Annotated in this window: 22 protein-coding genes and 7 tRNA genes; 19 read left to right on the forward strand and 10 right to left on the reverse strand. The window is 70.6% G+C overall.

From position 1 onward, the window contains the following. Positions 1-68: 68 nt before the first annotated feature. Positions 69-887 (forward strand): TrmH family RNA methyltransferase, encoded by an 819-nt coding sequence (locus PUR53_RS16090; RefSeq protein ID WP_329901458.1) that lies wholly within the window; start codon positions 69-71, stop codon positions 885-887. Between the two features lie 128 nt (positions 888-1,015). Here PUR53_RS16090 and PUR53_RS16095 read toward each other — a convergent pair whose 3' ends face one another. Continuing rightward, the gene (locus PUR53_RS16095; RefSeq protein ID WP_329908688.1) at positions 1,016-2,335 is read right to left on the reverse strand and encodes a serine/threonine-protein kinase; all 1,320 of its coding nucleotides are present in this window, start codon (positions 2,333-2,335) and stop codon (positions 1,016-1,018) included. 196 nt (positions 2,336-2,531) lie between these two features. Here PUR53_RS16095 and PUR53_RS16100 point away from each other — a divergent pair, with 196 nt between their 5' ends. The 4 genes from PUR53_RS16100 to PUR53_RS16115 all read left to right on the forward strand — a co-directional run bounded on the left by PUR53_RS16100 (position 2,532) and on the right by PUR53_RS16115 (position 4,934). Then, positions 2,532-2,771 (forward strand): hypothetical protein, encoded by a 240-nt coding sequence (locus PUR53_RS16100; protein WP_329901457.1) that lies wholly within the window; start codon positions 2,532-2,534, stop codon positions 2,769-2,771. Positions 2,772-3,038: 267 nt separating this feature from the next. Beyond that, positions 3,039-3,239: a hypothetical protein gene (locus PUR53_RS16105; RefSeq protein WP_329901456.1), complete on the forward strand. Its 201-nt coding sequence runs from the start codon at positions 3,039-3,041 to the stop codon at positions 3,237-3,239. A 345-nt stretch (positions 3,240-3,584) separates the two neighbouring features. Next, on the forward strand, positions 3,585-4,538 hold the full coding sequence (locus PUR53_RS16110) for a phosphotransferase family protein (protein ID WP_329908679.1): 954 nt from the start codon (positions 3,585-3,587) through the stop codon (positions 4,536-4,538). Positions 4,539-4,625: 87 nt separating this feature from the next. Beyond that, complete coding sequence (locus PUR53_RS16115) at positions 4,626-4,934, forward strand: TFIIB-type zinc ribbon-containing protein (RefSeq protein ID WP_329901478.1); 309 nt, start codon at positions 4,626-4,628, stop codon at positions 4,932-4,934. 80 nt (positions 4,935-5,014) lie between these two features. Here the strand turns inward: PUR53_RS16115 and PUR53_RS16120 are convergent. From PUR53_RS16120 to PUR53_RS16140, 5 genes are all read right to left on the reverse strand, one after another. Then, positions 5,015-5,086, reverse strand: a tRNA-Val gene (locus PUR53_RS16120). Between the two features lie 34 nt (positions 5,087-5,120). Next, positions 5,121-5,192: transfer RNA gene (locus tag PUR53_RS16125), tRNA-Val, on the reverse strand. Between the two features lie 41 nt (positions 5,193-5,233). Beyond that, positions 5,234-5,305: transfer RNA gene (locus tag PUR53_RS16130), tRNA-Val, on the reverse strand. Position 5,306: 1 nt separating this feature from the next. Beyond that, a tRNA-Cys gene (locus PUR53_RS16135) sits at positions 5,307-5,380 on the reverse strand. Between the two features lie 40 nt (positions 5,381-5,420). Continuing rightward, a tRNA-Gly gene (locus PUR53_RS16140) sits at positions 5,421-5,493 on the reverse strand. Between the two features lie 157 nt (positions 5,494-5,650). Here PUR53_RS16140 and PUR53_RS16145 point away from each other — a divergent pair. The 3 genes from PUR53_RS16145 to PUR53_RS16155 all read left to right on the forward strand — a co-directional run bounded on the left by PUR53_RS16145 (position 5,651) and on the right by PUR53_RS16155 (position 8,440). Then, a complete protein-coding gene (locus PUR53_RS16145) occupies positions 5,651-6,694 on the forward strand; it encodes a chorismate-binding protein (RefSeq protein ID WP_329908680.1) in 1,044 nt (347 codons plus the stop codon). After that, positions 6,691-7,512, forward strand: a complete 822-nt coding sequence (locus tag PUR53_RS16150; protein WP_329901453.1) for an aminotransferase class IV — start codon at positions 6,691-6,693, stop codon at positions 7,510-7,512. The genes PUR53_RS16145 and PUR53_RS16150 overlap by 4 nt, the downstream gene beginning before the upstream one ends. 103 nt (positions 7,513-7,615) lie before the next feature. Then, positions 7,616-8,440: a GNAT family N-acetyltransferase gene (locus PUR53_RS16155; protein WP_329908681.1), complete on the forward strand. Its 825-nt coding sequence runs from the start codon at positions 7,616-7,618 to the stop codon at positions 8,438-8,440. A gap of 239 nt (positions 8,441-8,679) precedes the next feature. Here the strand turns inward: PUR53_RS16155 and PUR53_RS16160 are convergent, their stop codons facing one another. Continuing rightward, positions 8,680-9,198, reverse strand: coding sequence for a DsbA family protein (locus PUR53_RS16160; protein WP_329901451.1), 519 nt, complete (start codon positions 9,196-9,198; stop codon positions 8,680-8,682). A gap of 191 nt (positions 9,199-9,389) precedes the next feature. Here PUR53_RS16160 and PUR53_RS16165 point away from each other — a divergent pair, with 191 nt between their 5' ends. Both PUR53_RS16165 and PUR53_RS16170 read left to right on the forward strand, forming a co-directional pair. After that, positions 9,390-9,845 carry a hypothetical protein gene (locus PUR53_RS16165; RefSeq protein WP_329901450.1) on the forward strand — a complete coding sequence of 152 codons (456 nt, stop codon included), beginning with the start codon at positions 9,390-9,392 and terminating at the stop codon, positions 9,843-9,845. 180 nt (positions 9,846-10,025) lie between these two features. Then, entirely contained in the window at positions 10,026-10,178 is a 153-nt protein-coding gene (locus PUR53_RS16170; protein ID WP_189785967.1) for a hypothetical protein, read from the forward strand. Positions 10,179-10,263: 85 nt separating this feature from the next. Here the strand turns inward: PUR53_RS16170 and PUR53_RS16175 are convergent, their stop codons facing one another. Continuing rightward, entirely contained in the window at positions 10,264-10,824 is a 561-nt protein-coding gene (locus PUR53_RS16175; protein ID WP_329901449.1) for a CGNR zinc finger domain-containing protein, read from the reverse strand. 349 nt (positions 10,825-11,173) lie between these two features. Then, entirely contained in the window at positions 11,174-11,587 is a 414-nt protein-coding gene (locus PUR53_RS16180) for an SsgA family sporulation/cell division regulator (protein ID WP_004002642.1), read from the reverse strand. Positions 11,588-11,778: 191 nt separating this feature from the next. On the opposite strand from PUR53_RS16180, the gene PUR53_RS16185 reads away from it, so the two are divergent. From PUR53_RS16185 to PUR53_RS16215, 7 genes are all read left to right on the forward strand, one after another. Continuing rightward, the gene (locus tag PUR53_RS16185; protein WP_329901477.1) at positions 11,779-12,258 is read left to right on the forward strand and encodes a TIGR02611 family protein; all 480 of its coding nucleotides are present in this window, start codon (positions 11,779-11,781) and stop codon (positions 12,256-12,258) included. Positions 12,259-12,337: 79 nt separating this feature from the next. Continuing rightward, positions 12,338-12,409 (forward strand) — tRNA-Val (locus tag PUR53_RS16190). 543 nt (positions 12,410-12,952) lie between these two features. After that, positions 12,953-14,242, forward strand: a complete 1,290-nt coding sequence (locus PUR53_RS16195; protein ID WP_329901448.1) for an ABC transporter substrate-binding protein — start codon at positions 12,953-12,955, stop codon at positions 14,240-14,242. Next, on the forward strand, positions 14,242-15,246 hold the full coding sequence (locus PUR53_RS16200) for a carbohydrate ABC transporter permease (protein WP_329901447.1): 1,005 nt from the start codon (positions 14,242-14,244) through the stop codon (positions 15,244-15,246). Before PUR53_RS16195 ends, PUR53_RS16200 begins: the two co-directional genes overlap by 1 nt. Continuing rightward, positions 15,246-16,145: a carbohydrate ABC transporter permease gene (locus PUR53_RS16205; protein ID WP_329901446.1), complete on the forward strand. Its 900-nt coding sequence runs from the start codon at positions 15,246-15,248 to the stop codon at positions 16,143-16,145. The genes PUR53_RS16200 and PUR53_RS16205 overlap by 1 nt, the downstream gene beginning before the upstream one ends. An 11-nt stretch (positions 16,146-16,156) precedes the next feature. Continuing rightward, entirely contained in the window at positions 16,157-16,783 is a 627-nt protein-coding gene (locus PUR53_RS16210) for a hypothetical protein (protein ID WP_329908682.1), read from the forward strand. A gap of 110 nt (positions 16,784-16,893) precedes the next feature. After that, entirely contained in the window at positions 16,894-19,641 is a 2,748-nt protein-coding gene (locus PUR53_RS16215) for an exo-rhamnogalacturonan lyase family protein (RefSeq protein WP_329908683.1), read from the forward strand. 107 nt (positions 19,642-19,748) lie between these two features. Here PUR53_RS16215 and PUR53_RS16220 read toward each other — a convergent pair whose 3' ends face one another. After that, positions 19,749-22,259, reverse strand: coding sequence for an SCO7613 C-terminal domain-containing membrane protein (locus tag PUR53_RS16220; RefSeq protein ID WP_443080310.1), 2,511 nt, complete (start codon positions 22,257-22,259; stop codon positions 19,749-19,751). 102 nt (positions 22,260-22,361) lie between these two features. Between PUR53_RS16220 and PUR53_RS16225 the strand changes: the two genes are divergently transcribed. Together PUR53_RS16225 and PUR53_RS16230 are read left to right on the forward strand one after the other, a co-directional pair. Continuing rightward, positions 22,362-22,820, forward strand: coding sequence for an SRPBCC family protein (locus PUR53_RS16225; protein WP_329901442.1), 459 nt, complete (start codon positions 22,362-22,364; stop codon positions 22,818-22,820). A 39-nt stretch (positions 22,821-22,859) separates the two neighbouring features. Then, positions 22,860-22,931: transfer RNA gene (locus PUR53_RS16230), tRNA-Val, on the forward strand. Positions 22,932-22,940 lie beyond the last annotated feature (9 nt).

Below are 22,940 nucleotides of genomic sequence, written 5' to 3' on the forward strand. Positions count from 1 at the left end.
GTAACCACCGGTAACCCAACCCGTCCCAAGCCGTTGGCACCACACCCAGGACAAGGCAGTATCACCCTGTGGCCGATCTCATCACCGTTGAGGACCCCGACGACCCGCGCCTGCGCGACTACACCGGCCTGACCGACGTGGAGCTGCGCCGCAGGCGCGAACCCGCCGAGGGCCTCTTCATCGCCGAGGGCGAGAAGGTCATCAGACGGGCCAAGGAAGCCGGCTACGAGATGCGCTCGATGCTGCTCTCGGCGAAGTGGGTCGACGTCATGCGCGACGTCATCGACGAACTCCCGGCCCCCGTCTACGCGGTCAGCCCCGAACTCGCCGAACAGGTCACCGGCTACCACGTCCACCGGGGCGCCCTCGCCTCCATGCAGCGCAGGCCCCTGCCGACGGCCGACCAGCTCCTGGCGGTCGCCCGCCGGGTCGTGATCATGGAGTCGGTCAACGACCACACCAACATCGGCGCGATCTTCCGCTCGGCCGCCGCCCTCGGCATGGACGCGGTCCTGCTCTCCCCGGACTGCGCCGACCCGCTCTACCGCCGTAGCGTCAAGGTCTCCATGGGCGCGGTCTTCTCCGTCCCGTACGCCCGTCTCGACACCTGGCCCAAGGGCCTCGACGCGGTCCGCGACGCGGGCTTCACCCTGCTCGCCCTCACCCCGGACGAGAAGGCGAAGTCCCTCGACGAGGCCGCCCCGCACCGTATGGACCGGGTGGCCCTCATGCTCGGTGCCGAGGGCGACGGCCTCTCCACCAAGGCCCTGATGTCCGCCGACGAATGGGTCCGCATCCCCATGGCCCACGGAGTCGACTCCCTCAACGTGGGCGCGGCGGCGGCGGTCGCCTTCTACGCGGTGGCAACGGGCCGCCCGGCCCCGTAAGCCGGGGAGCCCCGTAAGGGGCGCGGGGAACTGCGCGACGAGCCCTCCACAACCCGCAGCGAACAACTGGGAAGTGGTCCCGAGCCCTGTCGGTGTCGCTCGTGGCGCCGTCGCCGACTGACTGACCGTCAGTCGCCGCGCAACTCCACAACCGCCCGCTCCGGCCGAAGGCCGTCCCCGCCGAGCCCCCGCGGCGGCCCCTGACACCCCTGCGCCGTGGCGATCCCGAGCGCGGCCAGCAAGGTCACCACGACGAACACGAAGATCCGCTGCCGCAGCAACCGAGGATTGGCGGGCCGCCGCCCGGTCCCGTTGGTCCTGTGCCCTGACCGCCCCGCCCCACTGCGCGGAGCGGGCCGCTTCCCGGACCCCGAGGTGTTGCGGGCGGGCGCGGGCCGCGCCCCCGGCCGGGAACCGCCCCCGGTCCGCGAAGCGCCGCCCCCACCGGTCCGGGATCCGCCCCCGGTCCGGGGCAACGGCGTTCCCGCCGCACCGGGCTGCGCCCGACGGGTCTCCGGCGGCTGCCGCAACGTGCGCTGCTCGACGTACTGCTCCGCGAGCCGCCCGGAGGGCCGGTCCGGATCACCGCGCGGCGCGGGCGGCCGTACATCGGCCAGCCCCTGCGCCTCACGGGCGGCGATCTCCTTGAGCCGCAGCGACAGTTGCAGCGTGCTGGGCCGCTCGTCCGGGTCCTTCGCCAGACAGGCGCGCACCAGGGGGGCCAGAGCGTCGGGCACCCCGCGCAGCTGCGGCTCCTCGTGCACCACCCGGTAGAGCATGACCTCCGAACTGCCTTGTCCGAAGGGCGAGTCGGCGGTCGCCGCGTAGGCGAGCGTGGCCCCGAGGGAGAAGACGTCCGTGGCCGGTGTGACCGCGGCGCCACGCACCTGCTCGGGCGCGAGGAACCCGGGCGACCCCACGGCGGTGCCGACATGGGTCAGGGTGGAGGCCCCGGTCGCCCAGGCGATGCCGAAGTCGATGATCCGCGGCCCCTTCGGGGACAGCAGGATGTTGGACGGCTTCAGGTCCCGGTGTACGACCCCGGCCTCGTGCACGGCCACGAGCCCCTCGGAGAGGGCGGCACCGACGGCGGCCACGTCGGCGGCCGACATGGGTCCCTCCTCGGCGATCTTGTCGTGCAGCGAGGGCCCCGGCACGTACTGCGTGGCGAACCACGGACGGTCCGCCTCCAGATCGGCGGCGACCAGCCGGGCCGTGCACCCGCCCCTGATCCGCCGCGCCGCCGACACCTCACGCGCGAACCGCGACCGGAACTCCTGGTCCTCCGCCAGATCCGGCCGGATCACCTTGAGCGCGACACGCTGTCCCCGCCGGTCGGAGCCCAGGTAGACGACGCCCATCCCGCCCGCGCCGAGCCGTCTGTGGATCCTGAACGAGCCGACGACGCGCGGGTCCTCGCGCCTCAGGCGCATCATCGCCATGTTCATCCCCGCTGCCCGTTCCGTCTGACGAGCCACAGCTTACGTTTCCACGGCCGGGCGTGCGCAGAGGCCGCGCCCTCACGACCCGATCGATTGTCAGTGCCGGGTGGGAAACTTGAAGGGTGGTCAGGGAACAGGAGTTCGGGCCGGTGTTGGGCTGCCTGTGATCCCAACCACCCGCCAGAGAAGGGGGATTGAACCCGTGAAGGGTGACCGTGTGGAGATAGTCGTCGACGCCGGGGACACGACGCGCACCTACGAGGTGATCGCGAGCAGGGCGGGCCGCCGGGTGGAGACAGCGGTACGCCGAGGTGTAGTGGAAGTGAGCGAAGTCACCCGCAATGGAACGGTGGTACGAACGGCCAGGTTCATGGCGAACAGGGTCCTGGCCCTGGTCGAACAGCCGGTGCCCCGCGAGGACGGCTCGGAGCGGTCGGCGTGACGACCGAGTGACAACAGGGGGCAGACCGGACGTCCCTTCCGGGAAGACCCCGAGACCTAGGACCCCGTCTCCACCCTGGGGAGTACATCGCAGGTCACCGCTCATCCTCGGGGAGGCCCGGCAATCGGTACGAGGGCATGACGACCCGGAGGGGCCGCGCGCCTAGATTTGAGGTCAAGCGGCGGGTGCAGCACTCGTCCCCCGAGGTCAGACACCCGCCGCTGCCAACCACAACGCAAGACCGACGAGAAGGTCAGAGGAGGGACCATGGCCCACACGGCACCGCGGACCGCGATCCGCACACGGGAGCGCAGGACGTTCGCCGCCGACCGCCGTCCGGGTCGTCGCCACCCCTTGGTGGCGACCGCGATGGTCCTCCCGCTGGCGGCCCTGCTCGTGTACGCCTTCGGCGGCTGGGAAGCAGTGGTCACACAGGCGTCGTCCGTGGGTGTGATGCTGGGGCGCTGAGCGGCGACCCCAGGCCCGGAAGAGCGGTCCGGGCGGGGACATCCATCCATGAAACCCCGTGGGGACGGGGGTGCGGCGGACGGCAAATAAACGCCCGCGCAGCTGGGGAGCTGCGCGGGCGTTGTCGTGCGCGCCATCACCCTCATCAGACCAGGCGCCGGCCGTACCCTGCTGCTCCCCTCGTTCCCCCTGACTGCGGGCAATCGTGCCGCTGGGGCGGCACGGATGGGCGCAGGCGGCCCCTCGTAACCGCCGAGCAGCGGAACCTCCCCCCGGCCGACCCCGGCAAGGCGCACCCGAAACGTAGGCTCGACGCCAGCGCCGTACGCCAACACGGGGGGACCCATGACCACCACCACCGACCCGGACCCCGCCGTACTCCCCGCCCTCAAGGCGAAACTACGCGGCACGGCTCACCCGGAATCCACCCTCTGCGCCCACCCCGACACGGTCCTCGCGGAACGCGCCGACGGCACGGTCGTCCGCCACGCGAACGCCGTCGCCAAGGCGCACGCCCCCCACACGGACGCCACCCACCTGACCCTCCGCCTGACCGTCGCCGCCTCCCACCCCGACACCCTCCTGGCGCCCCTCGACACCACCCCCACCCCCCTCCACGACCGCCTCGTCACGTTCTGGCCGTACGGCACCCCCGTGGACCCCGACACCCCGGAGGCCGCCCCCTGGGAGGAGGCGGCCACCCTCCTCGCCCGTCTCCACCGGCAGCCCCCACTCCCGGGCCTGCCCCCCATGCGCGGCCCGGCCAAGGCCGCCCAGGCCGTCGCCCGCCTGGAAGCCGCGGCTCCCCACCACCCCGCCACGGCACCGATACTCCGCGCCTGGCGCACCCTCCCCGCCTGGGCCAGGTCCGAGGCCCCCATGCCGGACACGACCACCCTCTGCCACGGCGATCTGCACCTCGGCCAACTGGTCCGCCATCCCGCGACCACCGGCCCCTGGCGCCTCATCGACGTCGACGACCTGGGCGTGGGCGTCCCCACCTGGGACCTCGCCCGCCCGGCTGCCTGGTACGCCTGCGGCCTCCTGCACCCCGACGACTGGACCCGCTTCCTCACCGCGTACCGGAGCGCCGACGGCCCCGCGCTCCCCGCACACGGCGACCCCTGGCCCGTACTGGACGTGCCGGCCCGCGCACTCACCGTGCAGACCGCGGCCCTGGCGATCGCGAAGTCCACCGCCTCCGGACACCCTCTCGACGACGCGCAGCAGTCCGTTGTGGACGCTTGTGACCGAATGGGAAGCATCCCGCCGGAGTTGGTGGAGCCTTTCCCGAAGTAGGGTGCAACCGACCGCAGCCGGACAGTGTCTGTCCTGGCGTAACGCGAAGCAGGACCGAACGGCGAGGAGTTGACCCGAACCATGCACATGCAGTGTCCGAAGTGCCATGCGCCGATGCACACCTACAACCGCAATGGCGTCCAGATCGAGCAGTGCAGCGGCTGTCGCGGGATCTTCCTCGACTACGGCGAGCTGGAGGCGCTGACCCGGCTGGAGGGCCAGTGGGCGGGCGGCCCCGGCGTGCCCCCGCCGCCGGCCGCCCCGCAGTACCCGGCGGGCGGCGGCCACAACGCCCCGGCCTGGGGCGCTCCGCACGGCGGTCACCATGGTGGGCACCACGGCGGCCACCACGGCCACCACAACCGGGGCTTCGGCCACATGCTGTTCTCCAGCTGAGGCGCGCGGGGCGTATCCGCGCCCCTCGCCCGCACGACGAAGCCCCCGACCGTACGAGACGGCCGGGGGCTCGGTGCGAGTGGACGATACTGGGATTGAACCAGTGACCTCTTCCGTGTCAGGGAAGCGCTCTCCCGCTGAGCTAATCGTCCTCGGGATCACAGCCCGGGGATTGTGGATCTTGCGTGCGCGATACTGGGATTGAACCAGTGACCTCTTCCGTGTCAGGGAAGCGCTCTCCCGCTGAGCTAATCGCGCGGGATCGAAGCCGTACGGCTCCGGAAGCCCTCAGGCCTCAGTGGACGATACTGGGATTGAACCAGTGACCTCTTCCGTGTCAGGGAAGCGCTCTCCCGCTGAGCTAATCGTCCTTGGAGGTGGAGACGGGATTTGAACCCGTGTAGACGGCTTTGCAGGCCGTTGCCTCGCCTCTCGGCCACTCCACCAGGAGTGCGGGGGTCAGTGAAGATCCCCCACGTTCCTGCGAGCGGACGACCAGGTTCGAACTGGCGACCTCAACCTTGGCAAGGTTGCGCTCTACCAACTGAGCTACGTCCGCTTGTCGTTTCCGATTCGCTTCCGCGTCCCGGCGACGAGTTGAACTCTAGCGGATTCCGGGGCCAGTACAAAAACGCGTTTGTGCAGCGTGCTGCGGTGCGTCCAGTCCGGGACCCGGCCGGGCCCGCCCGCGGGGCACCCGTCCTAGACTCGACTGCGTGCCCGACCTCCCTCCGCTCGCCCGCTTCGGCAACCTCGTGGCCACCGGTCTCACCGATGTGACCAGCGACGCCGCGGCCCTGGACTCCTCCGGCTTCTGGGCCGTGTGCGCGGACTACGAGGGCGGTCTCGTGTGCGCGCGCTTCAGTGACGTACGTCGCGAAACCGCGCCGGCCCCGGTGCCGGGGGAGTGGCGCGGGCCGCGCCCCGACGACTGGACGTCCTCGCTCGACCGCGCCGCGTACACGGCGGGCGTGCGCCGGATCCGGGAGCACATCGCGGCCGGCGAGGTGTACCAGGCGAACCTCTGCCGCGTGCTGTCGGCGCCCGTCGCGCCGGACGCCGACGTGGACGCCCTGACCGCGCTGCTGGCCCGGGGCAATCCGGCCCCCTTTGCAGGAACGATTCGCCTCCCGGTGTACGGCGTCGAGATCGCCACCGCCTCACCCGAACTCTTCCTGCGCCGCGACGGCCGTGTCGTCGAGTCCGGCCCGATCAAGGGCACCGGACGCACCGAGGCGGACCTCCTGGAGAAGGACTACGCCGAGAACGTGATGATCGTCGACCTGGTCCGCAACGACATCGGGCAGGTCTGCGCCACCGGCACCGTGACCGTCCCCGACCTCTGCGTGGTCGAGAAGCATCCGGGGCTGGTGCATCTGGTGTCGTTGGTGCGAGGTGACCTGCGTGACGGCACCGGCTGGCCTGAACTGCTCGCCGCCGCCTTCCCGCCCGGTTCCGTCACCGGAGCGCCCAAGTCGAGCGCCCTGCGGATCATCGACGCCCTGGAGACCGCCCCGCGCGGCCCGTACTGCGGGGGCGTCGGCTGGGTCGACGCCGACCGGGGCACGGCGGAGCTGGCCGTCGGCATCCGCACCTTCTGGATCGACCGAGTGGCGGGCGAACTGCGCTTCGGCACGGGTGCGGGCATCACCTGGGGATCGGACCCCGAGGCGGAGTGGCGCGAAACCGAGCTGAAGGCCAGCCGGCTGCTCGCGGTAGCGTCGGGAATGTACGAGGCGAGTGGGAGGACCCTTACGTGAAGATCTGGCTCGACGGCGGACTGCAGGACATCGACTCCGCCCGTGTCTCCGTCCTCGACCACGGACTGACCGTGGGCGACGGTGTCTTCGAGACCGTGAAGGCGGTCGGGGGCCGGCCGTTCGCGCTGACCCGCCACCTCGACCGGTTGACCCGCTCGGCCCGCGGACTCGGTCTGCCCGAGCCCGACCTCGACGAGGTGCGCCGCGCCTGCACCGCCGTCCTGGAGGCCGAACCGGTCGCGCTCGGCCGACTGCGCATCACCTACACCGGCGGCCTCTCCCCGCTCGGCTCCGACCGCGGCGACCACGGCCCGACCCTCGTCGTCGCCCTCGGCGAGACCGCCCGGCGGGCCGACTCCACCGCCACGATCACCGTCCCCTGGACCCGCAACGAGCGCGGCGCCCTCACCGGCCTGAAGACGACCTCGTACGCCGAGAACGTCGTCGCCCTCGCCCGCGCCCACGAACAGGGCGCCACCGAGGCGCTGTTCGCCAACACGGTGGGCCGGCTCTGCGAGGGCACGGGCTCCAACGTCTTCGTCGTCCTCGACGGCGAGATCCACACCCCGCCGGTCGCCTCCGGCTGCCTCGCGGGTATCACCCGCGCCCTCGTCGTCGAGTGGACCGGAGCCCGCGAGACCGACCTGCCGCTGGACGTCCTGGAACACGCCGACGAGGTCTTCCTGACGTCGAGCCTGCGCGACGTGCAGTCGGTGCACCGCGTCGACGCCCGCGAGCTGTCGGCCACCCCGGGCCCGGTGACGGCCAAGGCGATGCGCGTCTTCGACGAGCGGTCGGGCGACGACCTGGACCCGTGAACCGGCCCCCCGTGATCCGGACCTGATCCGGACCCGATCCGGACCCGTGAATGCCGAAGATATTCGGCAGACTCGACGCGCTGCAGCGGGTAGAACACCCCTGATGACCACCACCCTGCGGCCCATCGAGCCGCTTCAGCACGCCGCCGACGGGACGCGCTCGCGTCGCTACCAGGTGTGTGTCAACAGCCGCCCCGTCGGCGAGATACACCTCGGCACGCGCCCCGACCCGGGGTCCACGGCCGCGCGGATCCTGGACCTGCGGATCGACGAACCGGACCGGCGGCGCGGCCGGGCCACCGTGGCGGCGCTCGCCGCCGAGGAGGTGGCCCGCGGCTGGGGCTGCCGGCGCATCGAGGTGTCCGTCCCGGCCGACGCCGAGCCCGCCCTGCGGCTGGCCCAGGCGCTCGGTTATGTCCTGCGCAACCGGGGCATGAGCAAGGCCCTCGGGACCACCCCGCCCGAACTGCCCGAGGGCAGCAGGGGCAGGCCCATGACCGAGGCCGAGTACGGGCCGTGGAAGGAAGCCGGGCTGGAGGGCTACGCCCAGGACTGGATCACCCGTGGCATGCCCGAGGCGGAGGCGTACGCGAAGGCCGCGCTGGACTACGAGCGCTGCCTCCCGCAGGGAGTGGCCTCCGCGAACAACCTGTGCAGCGTGCTGGAGCACGAGGGCACGAGAGTCGGCGCGCTGTGGCTGTGGCTGACCGACGACAAGGCCTTCGTGTACGACGTGGAGGCGGACGCCGCCCACCGGGGCAGGGGACACGGCCGTACGCTCATGCTGCTGGCCGAGGCCCAGGCGATCGCGGCCGGGAAGCCCGCCATCGCGCTCAACGTCTTCGCCGGTAACTTCCGGGCCGAATGCCTCTACGAGTCCCTCGGCTACGAGACGACCGCCTACCACCTCTCCAAGCCGCTGCTCTGACCTCCGTGGGCCACGAGGGTCCGCGACTTCCGTGGCGCACGAGGTCCGCGACCTCTCTGGGGCACGAGGTCTGCGACGTTCATGGGGCACGAGGCTCGCCCTCCACCCCTCTCCGCCCGCTGCTCGCCGTCGCCCCTTTCACCCGACGGCTCCGGGGCGGCACTGCGAGCCGGTTCACGACAGCCGACCGACGGCCCCGGTGGTCGCCGACCGACAGCCGCTGCCGACGGCCCCGCTGGTCAGGTGCTCTCGGCCAGCAGGCGGTCGGCGATCTCCTCGATCCGCTCGCGCAGCCCCGCCTGGCTCTTGCCGCCGTCGAGACGCTCGCCGCCGATGACGTACGTGGGCGTGCCGGTCACACCGATCGCCTTGCCCTCGGCCTGGTCGGCGTCGACGATCAGGATGTGCCGTCCGTCGATCAGCGCCGTGTCGAACTCCTCGGCATCCAGACCGAGTTCACGGGCCGCCTCCACGAGGAACGGCTCCCCGGCCCGGCCCAGCTCCTCGACCCGGCCGAGCACGGCCTCGACGTACGGCCACGCCTGTCCCTGCTCCGCGGCCTCCTCGGCGGCCTGCGCGGCGGCGAAGGCGTGCTTGTGCTTCTCCAACGGGAAGTGCCGCAGACGTACGTCGAGCCGGTCGCCGTAGCGGGCCCGCAGCGCGCGGATGTCGCCGAGGGCGTCGCGGCAGTCGGGACACTGGAGTTCGCACCAGACGTCCAGGACGACGGCGGACGGCACGGGGGAGGAGTCGCTCATGGGATCAGTCTCCCAGCTTCCCGGCCCACGCCGGACGTCGGCCGAGTGCGGCCCGCGGCGGTGCCCCGACCCCGAGACGACCCGGAGATCTCCCTGAGGTCTCCCCGGACCATGGCATATCGGACGCGTGGCGGTGCAGGATGGAAGGGACGCAACACGAACGCCCGACCGAGCACCGCCTGGAGGACCGGATGATTGCCGAGACAGTCTGTGCCGCCGTCGCAGCGGCAGGCCTGGGCATCGCCGCGATCACGGCGTATCGGAAGCGCTTCCTCCGGGCGACCCGAATCGCCGCCTACTCGCTCGTGCCGCTCGGCCTGGTGATGACCGGAGTCGTCGAGTGGGTGGCCGACACCGCGTTCAGCCCGACCGCGTGGGCCGGTTTCGGTGTGCTCGGCGCCGCCTGGTTCCTGTTCATGACCACCCGCGCCGTGGAGCGGCGCCGAGGGGTCACCGGCAAGGAGCGCAAGGAGGCCAAGGCCTCCCGCACCGAGGCGATAGCCCCGACGGCCTCGGCCCCCTCACTGGGCCAGGGCGCCCGGCCGGCTGCCCGCCCGGCGGCGGCACCTCGGTCGGCGGGTTCCGGCGCCTCCGGCGCGGACGACTTCAGCGACATCGAGGCGATCCTGAAGAAGCACGGCATCTGACCGCGCCGGCACGGCCTCCGGCCGCCTCGAGGGGGCACGGACTGAAACGACACAGAAGGTCGGGCAGCGACGCCAAAATGATCACGTTCGCTCCGTACGTTGTGGATATTGGCGAACTCTCCGTCATTCCGGGTGGGTTGATCGCGCGGAGGGGCTCCGCTGCGTCATCATCGCGGCGAGATGCTGGACACAACACAGAGCGACACCGCCGCCCCGCCAGAGGAGCGACGAGGTTGTCTCTTCGCGCTCTCCCAGCCACCGCTGATGATCTTCCTAGCGGTGATCGGCTGCCTGCTGCTCATGGCGTCACTGCACGACCTGCTGATGCTGTGAGCTGTAAACGGAGCCCCTGACGTCACCCGTCGAGGGCTCCGTCAGCCCCCGTACGCCCACCCGGGCCGCGGGTCGGCGGGCTTGCTCAGCCCGCCGCCTCCTTGCGGCGTGCCCGGTAGGCGGCCACATGCAGGCGGTTTCCGCAGGTGCGGCTGTCGCAGTAGCGGCGCGAGCGGTTGCGGGAGAGGTCCACGAAGGCGCGTCTGCAGTCGGGCGCCTCGCAGCGGCGCAGCCGCTCCTGTTCCCCGGCGACCACGAAGAAGGCCAGTGCCATGCCGCAGTCGGCCGAGAGGTGGTCGGTCAGCGAGGCGCCGGGCGCGAAGTAGTGCACGTGCCAGTCGTAGCCGTCGTGATCGGTGAGACGGGGAGTGGTGCCCGCCGCGGCGACCAACTCGTTGATGACCGAGGCGGCCGACGCGGCGTCGGGGGCGGCGAAGACCTCCGCGAACCGGCCACGGACCCTGCGCACGGCCGCGAGGTCGAACTCCGACAGCCCTCCGACATCGCTGATGTCGTGCCTTCGTACGAAGTCGGCGAGCGCCGCGACAGTCGCGAGCCCGTCGGTCGCCGTGTCGTTCTCCGGCGCGGTGTTCACCAGATCGACCACGGCGTCTAGGGAACACCGGGTGTCGTGGGTGATCAGCACGTTTCGCTCCCTGGCCTGCGAGGGTCGGGCGGGCGCCCGCCGATGCTGGCCGATGGTAATGGCTCGGCGGGGCGGCGGACCGGTGTGGACCGTCCTGGAGCATCCCTGGAACGCCCCTGTACAGCCGGAACGGGCCAGGGAGCGGATTGGTGCCCGGGCCCGGTTGACCCTGGGACGAGGCCCCGGGACGCGCCGAGGCCCCCGCGACCGGCCACGGCACGGCGACGCCGCCGCGCGGAGGTCCGCGACGACGGCGTCGATGGGGTCGGCCTGAAGCCGTATTCGGTTGTCTTGGCCCGAGCCGTCTCCCCGAGTGGACGGCGCCGGGCGACTCTGGGGGCCTCGCGCCCTAGCTTTCCGCCAGGATGTGCGAGAGCTCCTGATCGAGGTCGAAGTGTCGGTGTTCCGTGCCGGGCGGCACGGCGGCGTCTGTGCGCTTCAGGAAGGACTCCAGGGCCCGCGCCGGGGCTTCGAGGAGGGCTTCGCCCTCCGGGGAGCTCAGGGCGATGCACACGACGCCCTGGCCGTGACTGCGCGACGGCCAGACACGGACGTCACCGGTGCCGGTGGGCCGGTGCAGGCCCTCGGCGAGGAGGTCGCGGGCGAACACCCATTCGACCGTTTCCTCAGCTCCGGTGTGGAAGGTGGCGTGCACGGCGTAGGGATCGGCCGTGTCATACCGCAGTCCCGCGGGAACGGGCAGTGAGGACTCGCTCGACACAACGAGGCGCAGGTGCAGCTCGCAGCTGACCGTGGTGTTCATAAGCGCCAAGGCCTTTCGCTCAGTGTGCGCTCGGGGATTCGCACGTCGGCGAAATCGACATGCCACCTACGGTGCCGTTGTAAACCCCTCTGGGAGTTTTGCGTCGCTTTTCGTAGCTCATCCGGCCGAGACCGTCTTCTGTAGGTACGACCATTCCGGTGACCGGTTTCCCTCCGGTAGGGTTTGGCCGTATGGATACGGGGAGTTACGGAACGGGGGAGGTCGCCGTGGCGGCCGACGGAACGAAGAGTGACACCAACGTAGCGAACAGTGAGGCCGATGTGGCCAAGGACGAGGCGCCGCTCGGATCTCGTGCGCCGGAATTCGTCAGAGCGCGCCGGATGCTGCACCTGAGCTGGCAGGTGGCCATCTTCATCGTCGGTCTGGCGGTGGTGGTCGCGGGCGTGATCATGCTTCCGCTGCCCGGCCCCGGCTGGGTCGTGATCTTCGGCGGTATGGCGATCTGGGCGACCGAATTCGTCTGGGCCCAACTGGTGCTCCGCTGGACCAAGCGGAAGGTCACCGAGGCCACCCAGCGCGCCCTCGACCCCAAGGTGCGCCGCCGCAACATCATTCTGACGTCGATCGGCCTGGTGATCGTGGCCGGCCTCGTCGGTTTCTATGTCTGGAAGTTCGGCTTCGAGATGCCCTGGAACATCAAGAACCAGTGAGCCCCGCAGGGACGTCACCGGGCATTGCGGGTGTGGTCGGAGGCACCCCCTGACATGGGGTAATGTTCTTCCTGCGTCCGGGCGATTAGCTCAGTGGGAGAGCGCTTCGTTCACACCGAAGAGGTCACTGGTTCGAACCCAGTATCGCCCACCGGATGAAGGCGACCCGGTCCACGGAAACGTGGACCGGGTCGCTTTTCGTTGTGGTGGTCCGGGGGTGTGCGGAGCGCCGTCCGGATGGGTCGGCCCTCTTCCTGAGGGTGGGGGCACGGGGAGAGGCGGTCGGCGCTCGTGCGCGACCTGGGTTCACGTCCCGGGCGCTCTTCTCATCTGGCCGGATCCGGCGCTTCTCGGTCCCTCTGCGGTACGCGTGCGCGGTCGGGCCGCCGCGCTCCGGAAGCGGTCCGGGGGCGTTGGACGAGCCGCGCTCCGCTGACTCCTTTCAGTCTTGTCCGTCAGCCGCGTGAGGGCCCCGGTGGCGTTCGGCCCGTCGACCGCAACTCGCCGACCTGCGCTTTCAGTTGACCTGCCGTCACCTGCGGGGCCGCCTCGCCCGGTAAGGCCCGGACTCCGCTTTCCATCAAATCCTGTCCGAATCATTGACGTCTCCTGAGGGTCTCCGTACCTTGTGCCAGCAAGCGCTTACTTGAAACGATTCATGGCGCGGGACGCAGCGTCGCGGGGAGGCTCAACCATGCAGCAAAACAGGAACGTTGAGAGGCGGACGGTCCTCAAGGCGGCCGGAGCCTCACTGGCCGTCGCGGGGCTCGGGGCGACGGCCACGGCCTGTGGCGGCGACAGTGGCGCGGGGGACGGGACGGTGACGATCCGTTACGCCTGGTGGGGCGCCGAGGACCGCGCCGAGCGCATCAAGAAGACCATCGCGCTTTTCGAGAAGAAGTACCCGAAGATCAAGGTGAAGACGGACTTCCAGCCGTACCTCGACTTCTGGAAGAAGTTCAACACCCAGGCTTCCGGTGGAAATCCGCCGGACGTGTTCCAGAATGCCATCGGTTTTCTGCGGAAATATGACGCCAAGAATGTGCTGCTCGATCTCAAGCCACAGGTCGAGGCGGGCAACCTCTCCCTCGACGGCTTCAGAGCCGGCCTGGAGAAGTTCGGCGAGGTCGACGGAAAGCTGCTCGGGGTCCCGGTCGGTTCCAATTCGATGGCCCTGGTGATCGACAAGCCCGTCTACACCAAGTCCGGTGTGAAGCCGGAGCAGGGGTGGACCTGGGACGACTTCGACGCGGCGATGAAGAAGATCCGCAACAAGGCGGGGCGCGCCGGCGACAGCGGCCTGTACGGCGTGATGTACCTCTACGACCTCTACCTGCGCCAGAACGGCAAGGCGTTCTTCACCGAGGACGGGCTGGGCTTCACCGAGGCGGACCTGAAGTCCTGGTGGGCGAAGGCCGAGAAGGGCATCAAGGAGGGCCTCTACGCCGACCCCAAGAAGGTCGCGCAGATCAAGCCCAAGTCCGCGGTCGCCGCGGAGCTCGCCGCCGGTGAGTTCACCTGGGACAACTTCACCGTCCGCTACACCTCCGAGGGCAAGAGCGAGTACGGTCTGGCCCCCATTCCGACCACCGACGGTAAGAAGACGGGCCAGTACCTCGGCTCCCTCATGCTCAGCGCGTCCAAGCGCACGCAACACCCCAAGGAAGTCGCGCAGTTCATCGACTTCATGGTGCACGAGCCCGAGGTCGCCGAGATCATGGGCTACGACCGCGGAGTGCCCGCGACGCAGGCCCAGTACGACGCGTTCAAGCCGACCGACCCGGTCAACAAGGCGATCGCCGAGTACGAGGAGTCCCTTGTCGCGGCGGGTGTCCTGGAGCCCATCACTCCGCACCCGAACGGCGCCGACATCTGCGAGGCAGCCTTCCTGCGCATCGCCGAGGAACTCGGTCTCGGCACCCGCACGGTCGACGACGCCGTCAAGCAGTTCTTCACCGAGTCGAAGACGGCTCTCGGCACCTGATGGGAACCACCGTGACACACGCCCCTGCGACGGAGGGCCTGTCCAAGGACCAGCGCTCCGAGCCGCGGCACGGTCCGGCCGACGCTCCGAACCCCGCCGCACGTCTGCGGCGGGGCCGCCGGGAGAACCTGGCCGGTTACCTCTTCATGTCCCCGTGGATCGCCGGGTTCCTGCTGCTCACAGCGGGCCCGATGATCGCCTCGCTCTACTTCGCCTTCACCGACTACAACCTGTTCGACGCGCCCAAGTGGATCGGCCTGGACAACTTCTCCGAGATGTTCGCCGACCCGCGCTGGCGTCACTCGGTGCGGGTGACGCTGTGGTACGTCGTCGTCGGCACGCCGCTCAAGCTGCTGCTGGCCCTCGGTGTGGCGCTGCTCCTGGCCCAGAAGCGGCGTGGGCAGGCCTTCTACCGGGCCGCCTTCTACGCGCCGTCGCTGATCGGGGCCAGCGTCTCCATCGCCATCGTCTGGAAGGCGATCTTCTCCGACGACGCGATCGTCGACCGTACGCAGAAGATCTTCGGCATCAATGTCGGCGGCTGGACCGGCGACCCGGAAATGATCATCTACAGCCTGGTCGCCCTCACGGTCTGGCAGTTCGGCGCACCCATGGTCATCTTCCTCGCCGGCCTCAAGCAGGTGCCGCGCGAGCTGTACGAGGCCGCCGAGGTCGACGGGGCCGGCAAGTGGCGGCGATTCTGGAACATCACCCTGCCGATGATCTCGCCGGTCCTCTTCTTCAACGTCCTGCTGGAGACGATCCACTCGTTCCAGATCTTCAGCTCGGCGTACATCGTCGGCGGCGGTGCCGGAGGCAACGCCTGTGGTCCCGCGGACGGTTCGATGGTCTATACCTGTTATCTCTACGTTCAGGGCTTCGAGAACAGCCGGATGGGTCTGGCCTCCGCCATGGCGTGGCTGCTGCTGGTCGCGGTCGCGCTGGTGACGGCGGTGCTGTTCTGGTCCCAGAAGCGCTGGGTGCACTACGAGGAGGGTGCCTGATGAGCGCACAGGCCACCGAGATCACCCCGGCCCCGGCCCCGTCCGGGCGGGCGGGCGCCCTGCGGCGCAAGCTGCCCGGCTCCCTCGCCTGGCACATCGGGTCGCTCGCGATCCTCGCCGTGATCCTCTATCCGGTGATCTGGGTCATCGGCGGCTCGTTCAAGAGCAGCGAGGACATCGTCGGCAGTCTGGACCTGCTGCCGAGTGACCCGATCATCGCCAACTACGCGCGGCTCTCCGACGGCATTGCCGACATCCCGATCTCCACCTTCTTCGTCAACTCGCTCACGCTCGCGCTCGGTTCGGTGCTCGGGATCGTGGTGTCCTGCTCGCTGACCGCGTACGCCTTCTCGAAGATCAAGTTCGCGGGCCGCAATCTGCTCTTCACGCTGATGATCGGCACGCTCCTGTTGCCGTACCACGTCCTGCTGATCCCGCAGTACGTGCTGTTCCGCAACATGGACATGATCAACACCTACACCCCGCTGCTGTTGCCCAAATACCTGGCCACGGAGGCGTTCTTCGTCTTCCTGATGGTGCAGTTCATGCGGAACCTGCCCAAGGAGCTCGACGAGGCCGCCCGGCTCGACGGCTGCGGGCACTTCCGGATCTACTGGTCGATCGTGCTGCCGCTGTCCCGGCCGGCGCTCATCACCAGCGCGATCTTCACCTTCATCAACTCCTGGAACGACTTCATGGGGCCGTTGATCTATCTGAACGAGCCCGACAAGTACACCGTGTCGCTCGGTCTGAAGATGTTCGTGGACCAGGACGCCGTGGCCAACTACGGCGGCATGATCGCGATGTCGCTGGTGGCCCTGCTGCCGGTGCTCGCCTTCTTCCTCGCCTTCCAGCGCTATCTGATCGACGGTATGGCCACGTCCGGTCTGAAGGGCTGAGGTGACCGACCATGGCCCTCCTCCGCACCCGCACCCCTGCCCACGACCGTGCGAAGCAGGCCGCGCCCCGTGAGGAGTCCCTGCTCGCCGAACGTTTCGCGCTGTTCGCCGAGTGTCTGCTCACCGGCGTGTGGATCGCGCTGGCCTCGCTGCCGCTGGTGACCTACCCCGCCGCCTTCGCCGCGGGCTCCCGGCATCTGCGACGCCGTACGGCCCATGAGGGCGGCGGCTGGCGGGAGTTCGTGGCCGACTTCCGGGCGGCGGTGCGCGGCGGCTGGCTCGTCGGGCTCGCCGGATGGGGGGCGCTGGCGGCGGTCTGGGTGGATGTCCAGGCCGTGCGCGCCGGTGTCCCGGGTGGGCCGCTGGTCGGCGTGATCGGGGTCCTCGCGCTGATCGGCGCCGCCGTCGCCGGACTCCGCGCGGCGGCGGTCTGGCGGCCCGGGGCCACCTGGCGGGCCCTGCTGGGCGCGGCCGGGCGGCGGACCGTGCTCGACCCCGTCGGATCCTTTCTGCTCGTCGGCGGACTGGCCGTGGTGGCCTGCTCCGCCTGGTTCGTCGCGCCGCTGGCGGTCCCGGTGCTCGGGGCTGTCGCGGCGGCGGCCCTCGCCGTGGAGGAGCGCTACCGGCGCCGCCGCTGATCGCAGCGGCGGCGCACGCACCAGGTCGGCGTTCTTCGGAGCGCCGCACCTCCCTCTGTCATGCCCCTGACTACCCGCACGCACGACTTCCCGTTCGGAAAGGAAAGGCCATGTCCCCCATCGACCGCAGGTCCCTTCTCAAAGCGGCCGCCGTCGCAGGAGCCGCAGCGCAGGTCAGCTGGGCACTAGGGAGTTCGAACGCGCAGGCCGCGCCCAGAGCCGAGACGGCGGAGGCGGAGCCGGTGATCCTCGACTGGCTGGAGGACGGCGGACTCGGAGCCGCTCCCGGCTCGACCGTGGGGGTGCCGTGGCCGAAGGGCGCCTACGCAAAAGAACAGTCGTTTTCTTTGACGGACGCGGACGGCAAGGACATCCCCGTCCAGTCCTGGCCGATCGGCTACTGGCCCGACGGCTCCGTGAAGTGGACCGCGCACGCGGTGGGCGCGGGCGCCGGCTCCGGCAAGCTCACCCTCGCCGCCGGCACGCCGACCGCCCCCGAGAAGAAGGTCACCGTCGACAAGAGCGGCGGCACCATCGACGTCTCGACCGGCGTGATCACCGCGAAGATCGGCAAGTCCGGCTCCACGCTGGTCAAGTCCGTGCGGCGCGGCTCCACCGAGATCGCCCACACCGGCCGTCTGGTGCTGCTGCGCCAGCCGGAGATCGAGGACGGCGACCAGGGCGAGGAGAAGTACGAGCGCTTCGAGAGCGTCATCGGTGAGGTCGAGGTCGAGCAGGAGGGCCCGGTCCGCGCGGTCGTCCGCATCGACGGCAAGCACCGCAAGGGAAGCCGCAGTTGGCTGCCCTTCTCGATCCGGCTCTACTTCTACGCGGGTGCCGAGTCGTTCCGCATGGTGCACACCATCACCTTCGACGGCACCCAGGAACCCGGAAAGGCCAGCGGCGACTTCATCCGCGGCATCGGCGTCCGCTTCAAGGTCCCGATGCGCGACGCCGCGTACGACCGCCACATCCGGATCGGCGGCGAAGGCACCGGTCTGCTGCGCGAGGCGGTCAAGGGCGTCACCGGACTGCGGCGCGACCCCGGCGCGGCCGTGCGCACCGCTCAGTTCGAGGGCAAGAAGCTGCCCGACCCGTCCACCTGGGACCAGCGCGTCACCACCCGCCTGCAGTACATCCCCGAGTGGGGCGACTACACGCTCTCGCAGCTGTCCGCCGACGGCTTCGGGGTCCGCAAGCGCACCAAGAAGGGCCACGGCTGGATCCCGGCCGGCGGCGGCCGCAGGGCGAGCGGCTTCGGGTACGTCGGTGGCGCGTCCGGCGGGTTCGCCTTCGGCCTGCGGGACTTCTGGGAGAAGTTCCCCGCCCAGCTCGACATCCGCGATGCCCACACCGACACCGCCGAGGTCACCCTCTGGCTCTGGTCGCCCGAGGCGCAGCCCATGGACCTGCGCTTCTACCACGACGGCATGGGCCAGGACACCTATCCCGAGCAGCTCGAAGGCCTCAACATCACCTACGAGGACTACGAGCCCGGGTTCGGCACCCCCTACGGCATCGCCCGCACCAGCGAACTGCTCTTCTGGGCCCACGAGTCCACGCCCGCCGCCGAGGACATGGCCAAGCAGGTCGAGGCCGTCCGCACACCCGCGCAGCTCGCCGCCCCGCCCAAGCAGCTCATCAAGGCGGGTGTCTTCGGCAAGCTGTTCTCCGAGCCCGACCGGTCCACCGCCGCCAAGGCGAAGATCGAGGACCACCTCGACTTCCTCTTCACCTACTACAAGGACCAGGTGGAGATGCGCCGGTGGTACGGCTTCTGGGACTACGGCGACATCATGCACAGCTACGACCCCAGCCGCCACCAGTGGTGCTACGACGTCGGCGGCTACGCCTGGGACAACTCCGAGCTCTCGCCCGACCTGTGGCTCTGGTTCGCGTACATGCGCTCCGGCCGCGCCGACATCTTCCGCTTCGCCGAGGCCATGACCCGCCACACCGGCGAGGTCGACGTCTACCACCTCGGGAAGTGGGCGGGCCTGGGCACCCGCCACGGTGTCCAGCACTACGCCGACAGCGCCAAGCAGCAGCGGATCGCCAACACCACCTACCGCCGCTACTACTACTTCCTCACCGCCGACGAACGCGTCGGCGACCTCATGCACGCCAACGTCGACTCCGACGAGACGTTCCTCGTCCTCGACCCCATCCGCAAGATCCGCACCGAGCCCTACACGCCCGACCGCAACGCACTGTCGATCGGCTTCGGCACCGACTGGTCCGGGCTGGTGTCGGCCTGGCTGACCGAGTGGGAGCGGCGCGGGCCCAAGTGGGAGAAGGCCAAGGCCCGCGTGCTGTCGACCATGGAGACGATCGCGGCCCAGCCCAACGGCTTCGTCCAGGGCACCGGGCTCTACGACCTCGACACCGGCAAGTTCGCCGTCGCGGACAAGCCCGTCGTCGGGGTCTCGCACCTGTCGGCCATGTTCGGCCTGGTCGAGATGTGCGCGGAACTCCTCGACCAGATCGAGATGCCGAAGTTCAAGGAGGCGTGGCTGGACTACTGCCGCTACTTCAACGCGACGAAGGCGGAACAGGCCGCCCGCTACGGCTCCAACTTCGGGACGCTGCTGCTCTTCCAGGGGCACTCGCGCCAGGACGCGTACGCGGCCGTGCATTTGAAGGACGACAAACTCGCTGCCCGTGCGTGGCGGCAGTTCTACAACAGCGCCGACACCTGGGACTACAAGGAGTCGACCGACTGGTCCACGAAGAAGATCGAGGGGCCGACGGCGCTCGTGCCGGGCAGCGAGGCGGCGTGGGTGTCGACCAACGCGACGGCGCTGTACGGGTTGGCGGCGATTCAGAATCTGGCGTTGGTGGGCGACAAGATGCCGTGACGCTCGCTGGGGGTGCCGGGGGATTTGGGGTGCCTGGGGTTGGTGGGGGAACTGCGGGCCCGGTGGGGCCTCTCGCGCAGTTCCCCACGCCCCTGACGGGGCGCGCCTCAGCTCAGCTTCCCGAGGAGGTTCCGCACTCGTCGTGCGTCGCGCAACCGATGCTCGTACGTGGCGCCCAGGGCGAGCAGGGCCAGGCCGGCGAGTGCGGGAGGTGCCCAGCGGGGGAGGGCGTCCACGACCTGGGCGATGTAGGGGGCCAGTTCGTGCAGGGCGACCAGGGCGAGGGTGGCACCGCCGAGGAGCAGCGGGGCCTGGAGGCGGTGGCGGGCGCCCAGCAGGGTGACGGCCAGGGCGGCGGTGCCCAGCAGGAGCGGGCGGAGCCAATGGGTGTCGGCCCAGGCGGCGACGAGGCTCGGGACGAGGGTGATGGCGAGTCCCGGCCCGTACGCTGTCCAGGACGACGCCGTACGGTCCCCGCGTCGGCGCAGATGGCCGACGACCAGGGCGGGGAGGGTCACCGGCAGGGTGTACGCCTCCGGTGAGCCGACCTCCCAGACGGCCAGCCGTACCCAGGATGCCGTCACGAAGAGCGCGGCCGCCAGATAGCCGAGGTGACGGCGGTCCGGGCGTACGGCTCGGCCCGTGACGATCACTCCGCAGAGCGCGAGAGTCAGGGCCAGCAGCGGCGGGTGCGTGGCTGAGAGAGCGATGGCCACGAGGCCGGCGGCGGCGCCGGTCGCCTCGACCGGGATCGTCATGGGTGAGTCCGCGAGGCGTGCCGCGACCAGGGCCGCGATCGCCGGGACGGTCAGGACGAGCAGGGCGGTGTGCTGCGGCGGCCAGCCGACGGACGTGCCGATCGCGCAGGTCAGGGCCGTGGCGTGGACGAGGGAGGCGGGCGCGGCGAGGGCGCCGAGATCGGTGCGCCAGGCCGCCGCTGCGAACAGGACGGTCGAGGTCGCGAGGGCGATCAGGGTCGCGGGTTCGGTGGCCAGGGAGTGGAGGACCAGGCTCACCGAGGTGACCAGGGCCAGGAGGGTGCCGGTGAGCGGCAGCGGCGACCGAAGACGCTCGGACACTTTGGAAGCCGTAGAAGCCGTAGAAGCCGTAGATGCCGTGGATTCCGTGGGGACCGTGGACGGCTGAGGGTGCTCGGGCGCTGCCGACCGTGTCAGGCCGGCGAAGGTCATTGTGGCCACCATCAGGAGGCCCTGGGTCACCAGCCCCGCCGCGTACGGCAGTTCCAGGACCGCCGGGAGGACCAGGACCGTCGCCCAGGCGAGGACCGAGGCGCCGACCAGGGCCGGGGTCCGCCACGGGGCGGTGCGTCCGGTCAGGGCCAGTACCCCGGCGACGGCGGCGAGGACGAGGGGGACGGTCGCCGTGTTCGGGGGCCACGGAGCGTCGAGCGTCACGGCCGCGCGGGCGTCCGCGGGTGCGCCGGACCAGATCCGCTCCAGCAGACCGACCGGTCCCAGCAGCGCGATCGCCACCACCGGCACCGTGGTCGCCAGCGTGAAGCCCTGGACGACGGCGGAGGCGTGCACGAGACCACGCCGTACGGGCTCGGGGGCCTGTGCCCGTACGGCTGTCAACAGGGCGATCCCGCAGAGGAGATGGGCCGGGACCGTCCACACCTCCGGCAGGACCGCGCGGGCGATACCGCCGAGGCCGGCCACCGTGAGCAGCCCGCCGGTGAGGGCGGTGCCGAGGGCCAGGGCGGGCTTCGGGGCGAGCCAGGCGGTCGTGAGGGCGATCGCCGCCGCGAGGGCGAGGAGCGCCGCCGCACGGGCGGCGGCGCTCGGGCCGGGGGCGGCCCACGAGAGCCACCCGGCCGCCAGTACACCCCAGGCGCCCCAGCCGGACGCGCCGACCACGGCGACGATCCGTACCGGCTTGAGGGGCACCCGGAGCGCGATCGCGGTGTCGGCGGCCGCTGTCACCAGCAGCACCGCCGTGACCGTCTCCACGCTCGCGTTCACCGCGAACGACCAGAGGAGGAGCGGGAGTTGAGCGGCGATCAGGGCCAGGGGGAGCGGCAGGGCAAGGCCGGTGCGGGACACGGTCGCGCCGGACTCCGCCGCCCCGGTCCGCAGCGCGGCGAGGGCCAGCCCGTACGCCGCCCACACCGTCGCGAGCACCGCCGCCGCGACCGCTGCGTATCCCGTACCGTCCGCGCCGGTGAACGCGACCTCGTGCAGGGCGTAGGCGTCCAGGACGGTCAGGGCGAGGCCCAGGCCGGCCACCGCCTCGGCCGTCGAACGCAAGCCGCGCCGGAGGAGAAGCACGGGGGCGCCGAGCGCGGCCACCGTCACCGCGCCGAGCACCAGCGCCCGGCCCGCGATGCCCAGGTGCCCCCAGCTGACCAGCGTGAACGCGATCGCCGCGACGGTCAGCAGAACGCCCCCGAGGACCAGCAGCACGTTCTGGACGCGGGGCGCCGTCGCTTCGGGGCGCCGTACGGGCGGCACGGCGGACGCGGGCCCGGGCGCGGCGGCGTAGAGGGCGTTGACCAGCCATGCACGGCGGCTCAGCAGGAAGGCGCGGCGGGCGTCGAGGTGCCGCAGCTCGGCGTCGAGGACCCGCAACTCCTCGGCAGGGGACGGAAAGGACGTCATGCACCGGAGTGTGGCCCGCGTCACGGCGTACGACATGAGCGCGGATACTCAGGACGTACTCACTTCCCGTGTGAACCGGCCCTGTGCAGGCAGAATCCGACCATGGACTGGTGCCACTACCGCTTCCGCAGCCGCTGGAGCCTGCCCGCCCGCCCCACCGCCGTGTACGACGTGCTCCAGCGCGCCGACGACTACCCGCACTGGTGGCCGCAGGTCCGCGAGGTGACCCGGATCGACGACACCACCGGCACCGTCCGGATCCGTTCGGTCCTCCCGTACGACCTCGTCTTCACCGCGCGGGAGGTACGCAGCGACCGGGCGGCCGGCGTCCTGGAGATCGAGATGGCCGGTGATATGGACGGCTGGGCCCGCTGGACGCTCACCGCCGACGGGGCCGGCACACTCGCCCGTTACGACCAGGAGGTCGACGTCTCCAAGCCCCTGCTGCGACGGCTCGCCGTACCGGGACGGCCCGTGTTCCGCGCCAACCACGCGCTGATGATGCGGGCAGGACGACGAGGGCTCCTCGCGTATCTCACGGCAGCCGGGGAAGCGGTTTGAACCAGACCCGCCGGGACCTGTATTGTTCACTCCGTTCCCGGGCGATTAGCTCAGTGGGAGAGCGCTTCGTTCACACCGAAGAGGTCACTGGTTCGAACCCAGTATCGCCCACCGGGAAAA

The organism is Streptomyces sp. SP18BB07 (assembly GCF_036322545.1).
Lineage (GTDB): Bacteria > Actinomycetota > Actinomycetes > Streptomycetales > Streptomycetaceae > Streptomyces > Streptomyces deccanensis.

Bases quoted from the DNA above. Each gene is read 5' to 3' on its own strand.
- PUR53_RS16095 (WP_329908688.1), bottom strand. From the start codon at position 2,335: ATGAACATGGCGATGATGCGCCTGAGGCGCGAGGACCCGCGCGTCGTC.
- PUR53_RS16105 (WP_329901456.1), top strand. From the start codon at position 3,039: ATGGCCCACACGGCACCGCGGACCGCGATCCGCACACGGGAGCGCAGG.
- PUR53_RS16110 (WP_329908679.1), top strand. From the start codon at position 3,585: ATGACCACCACCACCGACCCGGACCCCGCCGTACTCCCCGCCCTCAAG.
- PUR53_RS16115 (WP_329901478.1), top strand. From the start codon at position 4,626: ATGCAGTGTCCGAAGTGCCATGCGCCGATGCACACCTACAACCGCAAT.
- PUR53_RS16155 (WP_329908681.1), top strand. From the start codon at position 7,616: ATGACCACCACCCTGCGGCCCATCGAGCCGCTTCAGCACGCCGCCGAC.
- PUR53_RS16160 (WP_329901451.1), bottom strand. From the start codon at position 9,198: ATGAGCGACTCCTCCCCCGTGCCGTCCGCCGTCGTCCTGGACGTCTGG.
- PUR53_RS16165 (WP_329901450.1), top strand. From the start codon at position 9,390: ATGATTGCCGAGACAGTCTGTGCCGCCGTCGCAGCGGCAGGCCTGGGC.
- PUR53_RS16170 (WP_189785967.1), top strand. From the start codon at position 10,026: ATGCTGGACACAACACAGAGCGACACCGCCGCCCCGCCAGAGGAGCGA.
- PUR53_RS16180 (WP_004002642.1), bottom strand. From the start codon at position 11,587: ATGAACACCACGGTCAGCTGCGAGCTGCACCTGCGCCTCGTTGTGTCG.
- PUR53_RS16185 (WP_329901477.1), top strand. From the start codon at position 11,779: ATGGATACGGGGAGTTACGGAACGGGGGAGGTCGCCGTGGCGGCCGAC.
- PUR53_RS16195 (WP_329901448.1), top strand. From the start codon at position 12,953: ATGCAGCAAAACAGGAACGTTGAGAGGCGGACGGTCCTCAAGGCGGCC.
- PUR53_RS16200 (WP_329901447.1), top strand. From the start codon at position 14,242: ATGGGAACCACCGTGACACACGCCCCTGCGACGGAGGGCCTGTCCAAG.
- PUR53_RS16205 (WP_329901446.1), top strand. From the start codon at position 15,246: ATGAGCGCACAGGCCACCGAGATCACCCCGGCCCCGGCCCCGTCCGGG.
- PUR53_RS16210 (WP_329908682.1), top strand. From the start codon at position 16,157: ATGGCCCTCCTCCGCACCCGCACCCCTGCCCACGACCGTGCGAAGCAG.
- PUR53_RS16215 (WP_329908683.1), top strand. From the start codon at position 16,894: ATGTCCCCCATCGACCGCAGGTCCCTTCTCAAAGCGGCCGCCGTCGCA.
- PUR53_RS16220 (WP_443080310.1), bottom strand. From the start codon at position 22,259: ATGACGTCCTTTCCGTCCCCTGCCGAGGAGTTGCGGGTCCTCGACGCC.
- PUR53_RS16225 (WP_329901442.1), top strand. From the start codon at position 22,362: ATGGACTGGTGCCACTACCGCTTCCGCAGCCGCTGGAGCCTGCCCGCC.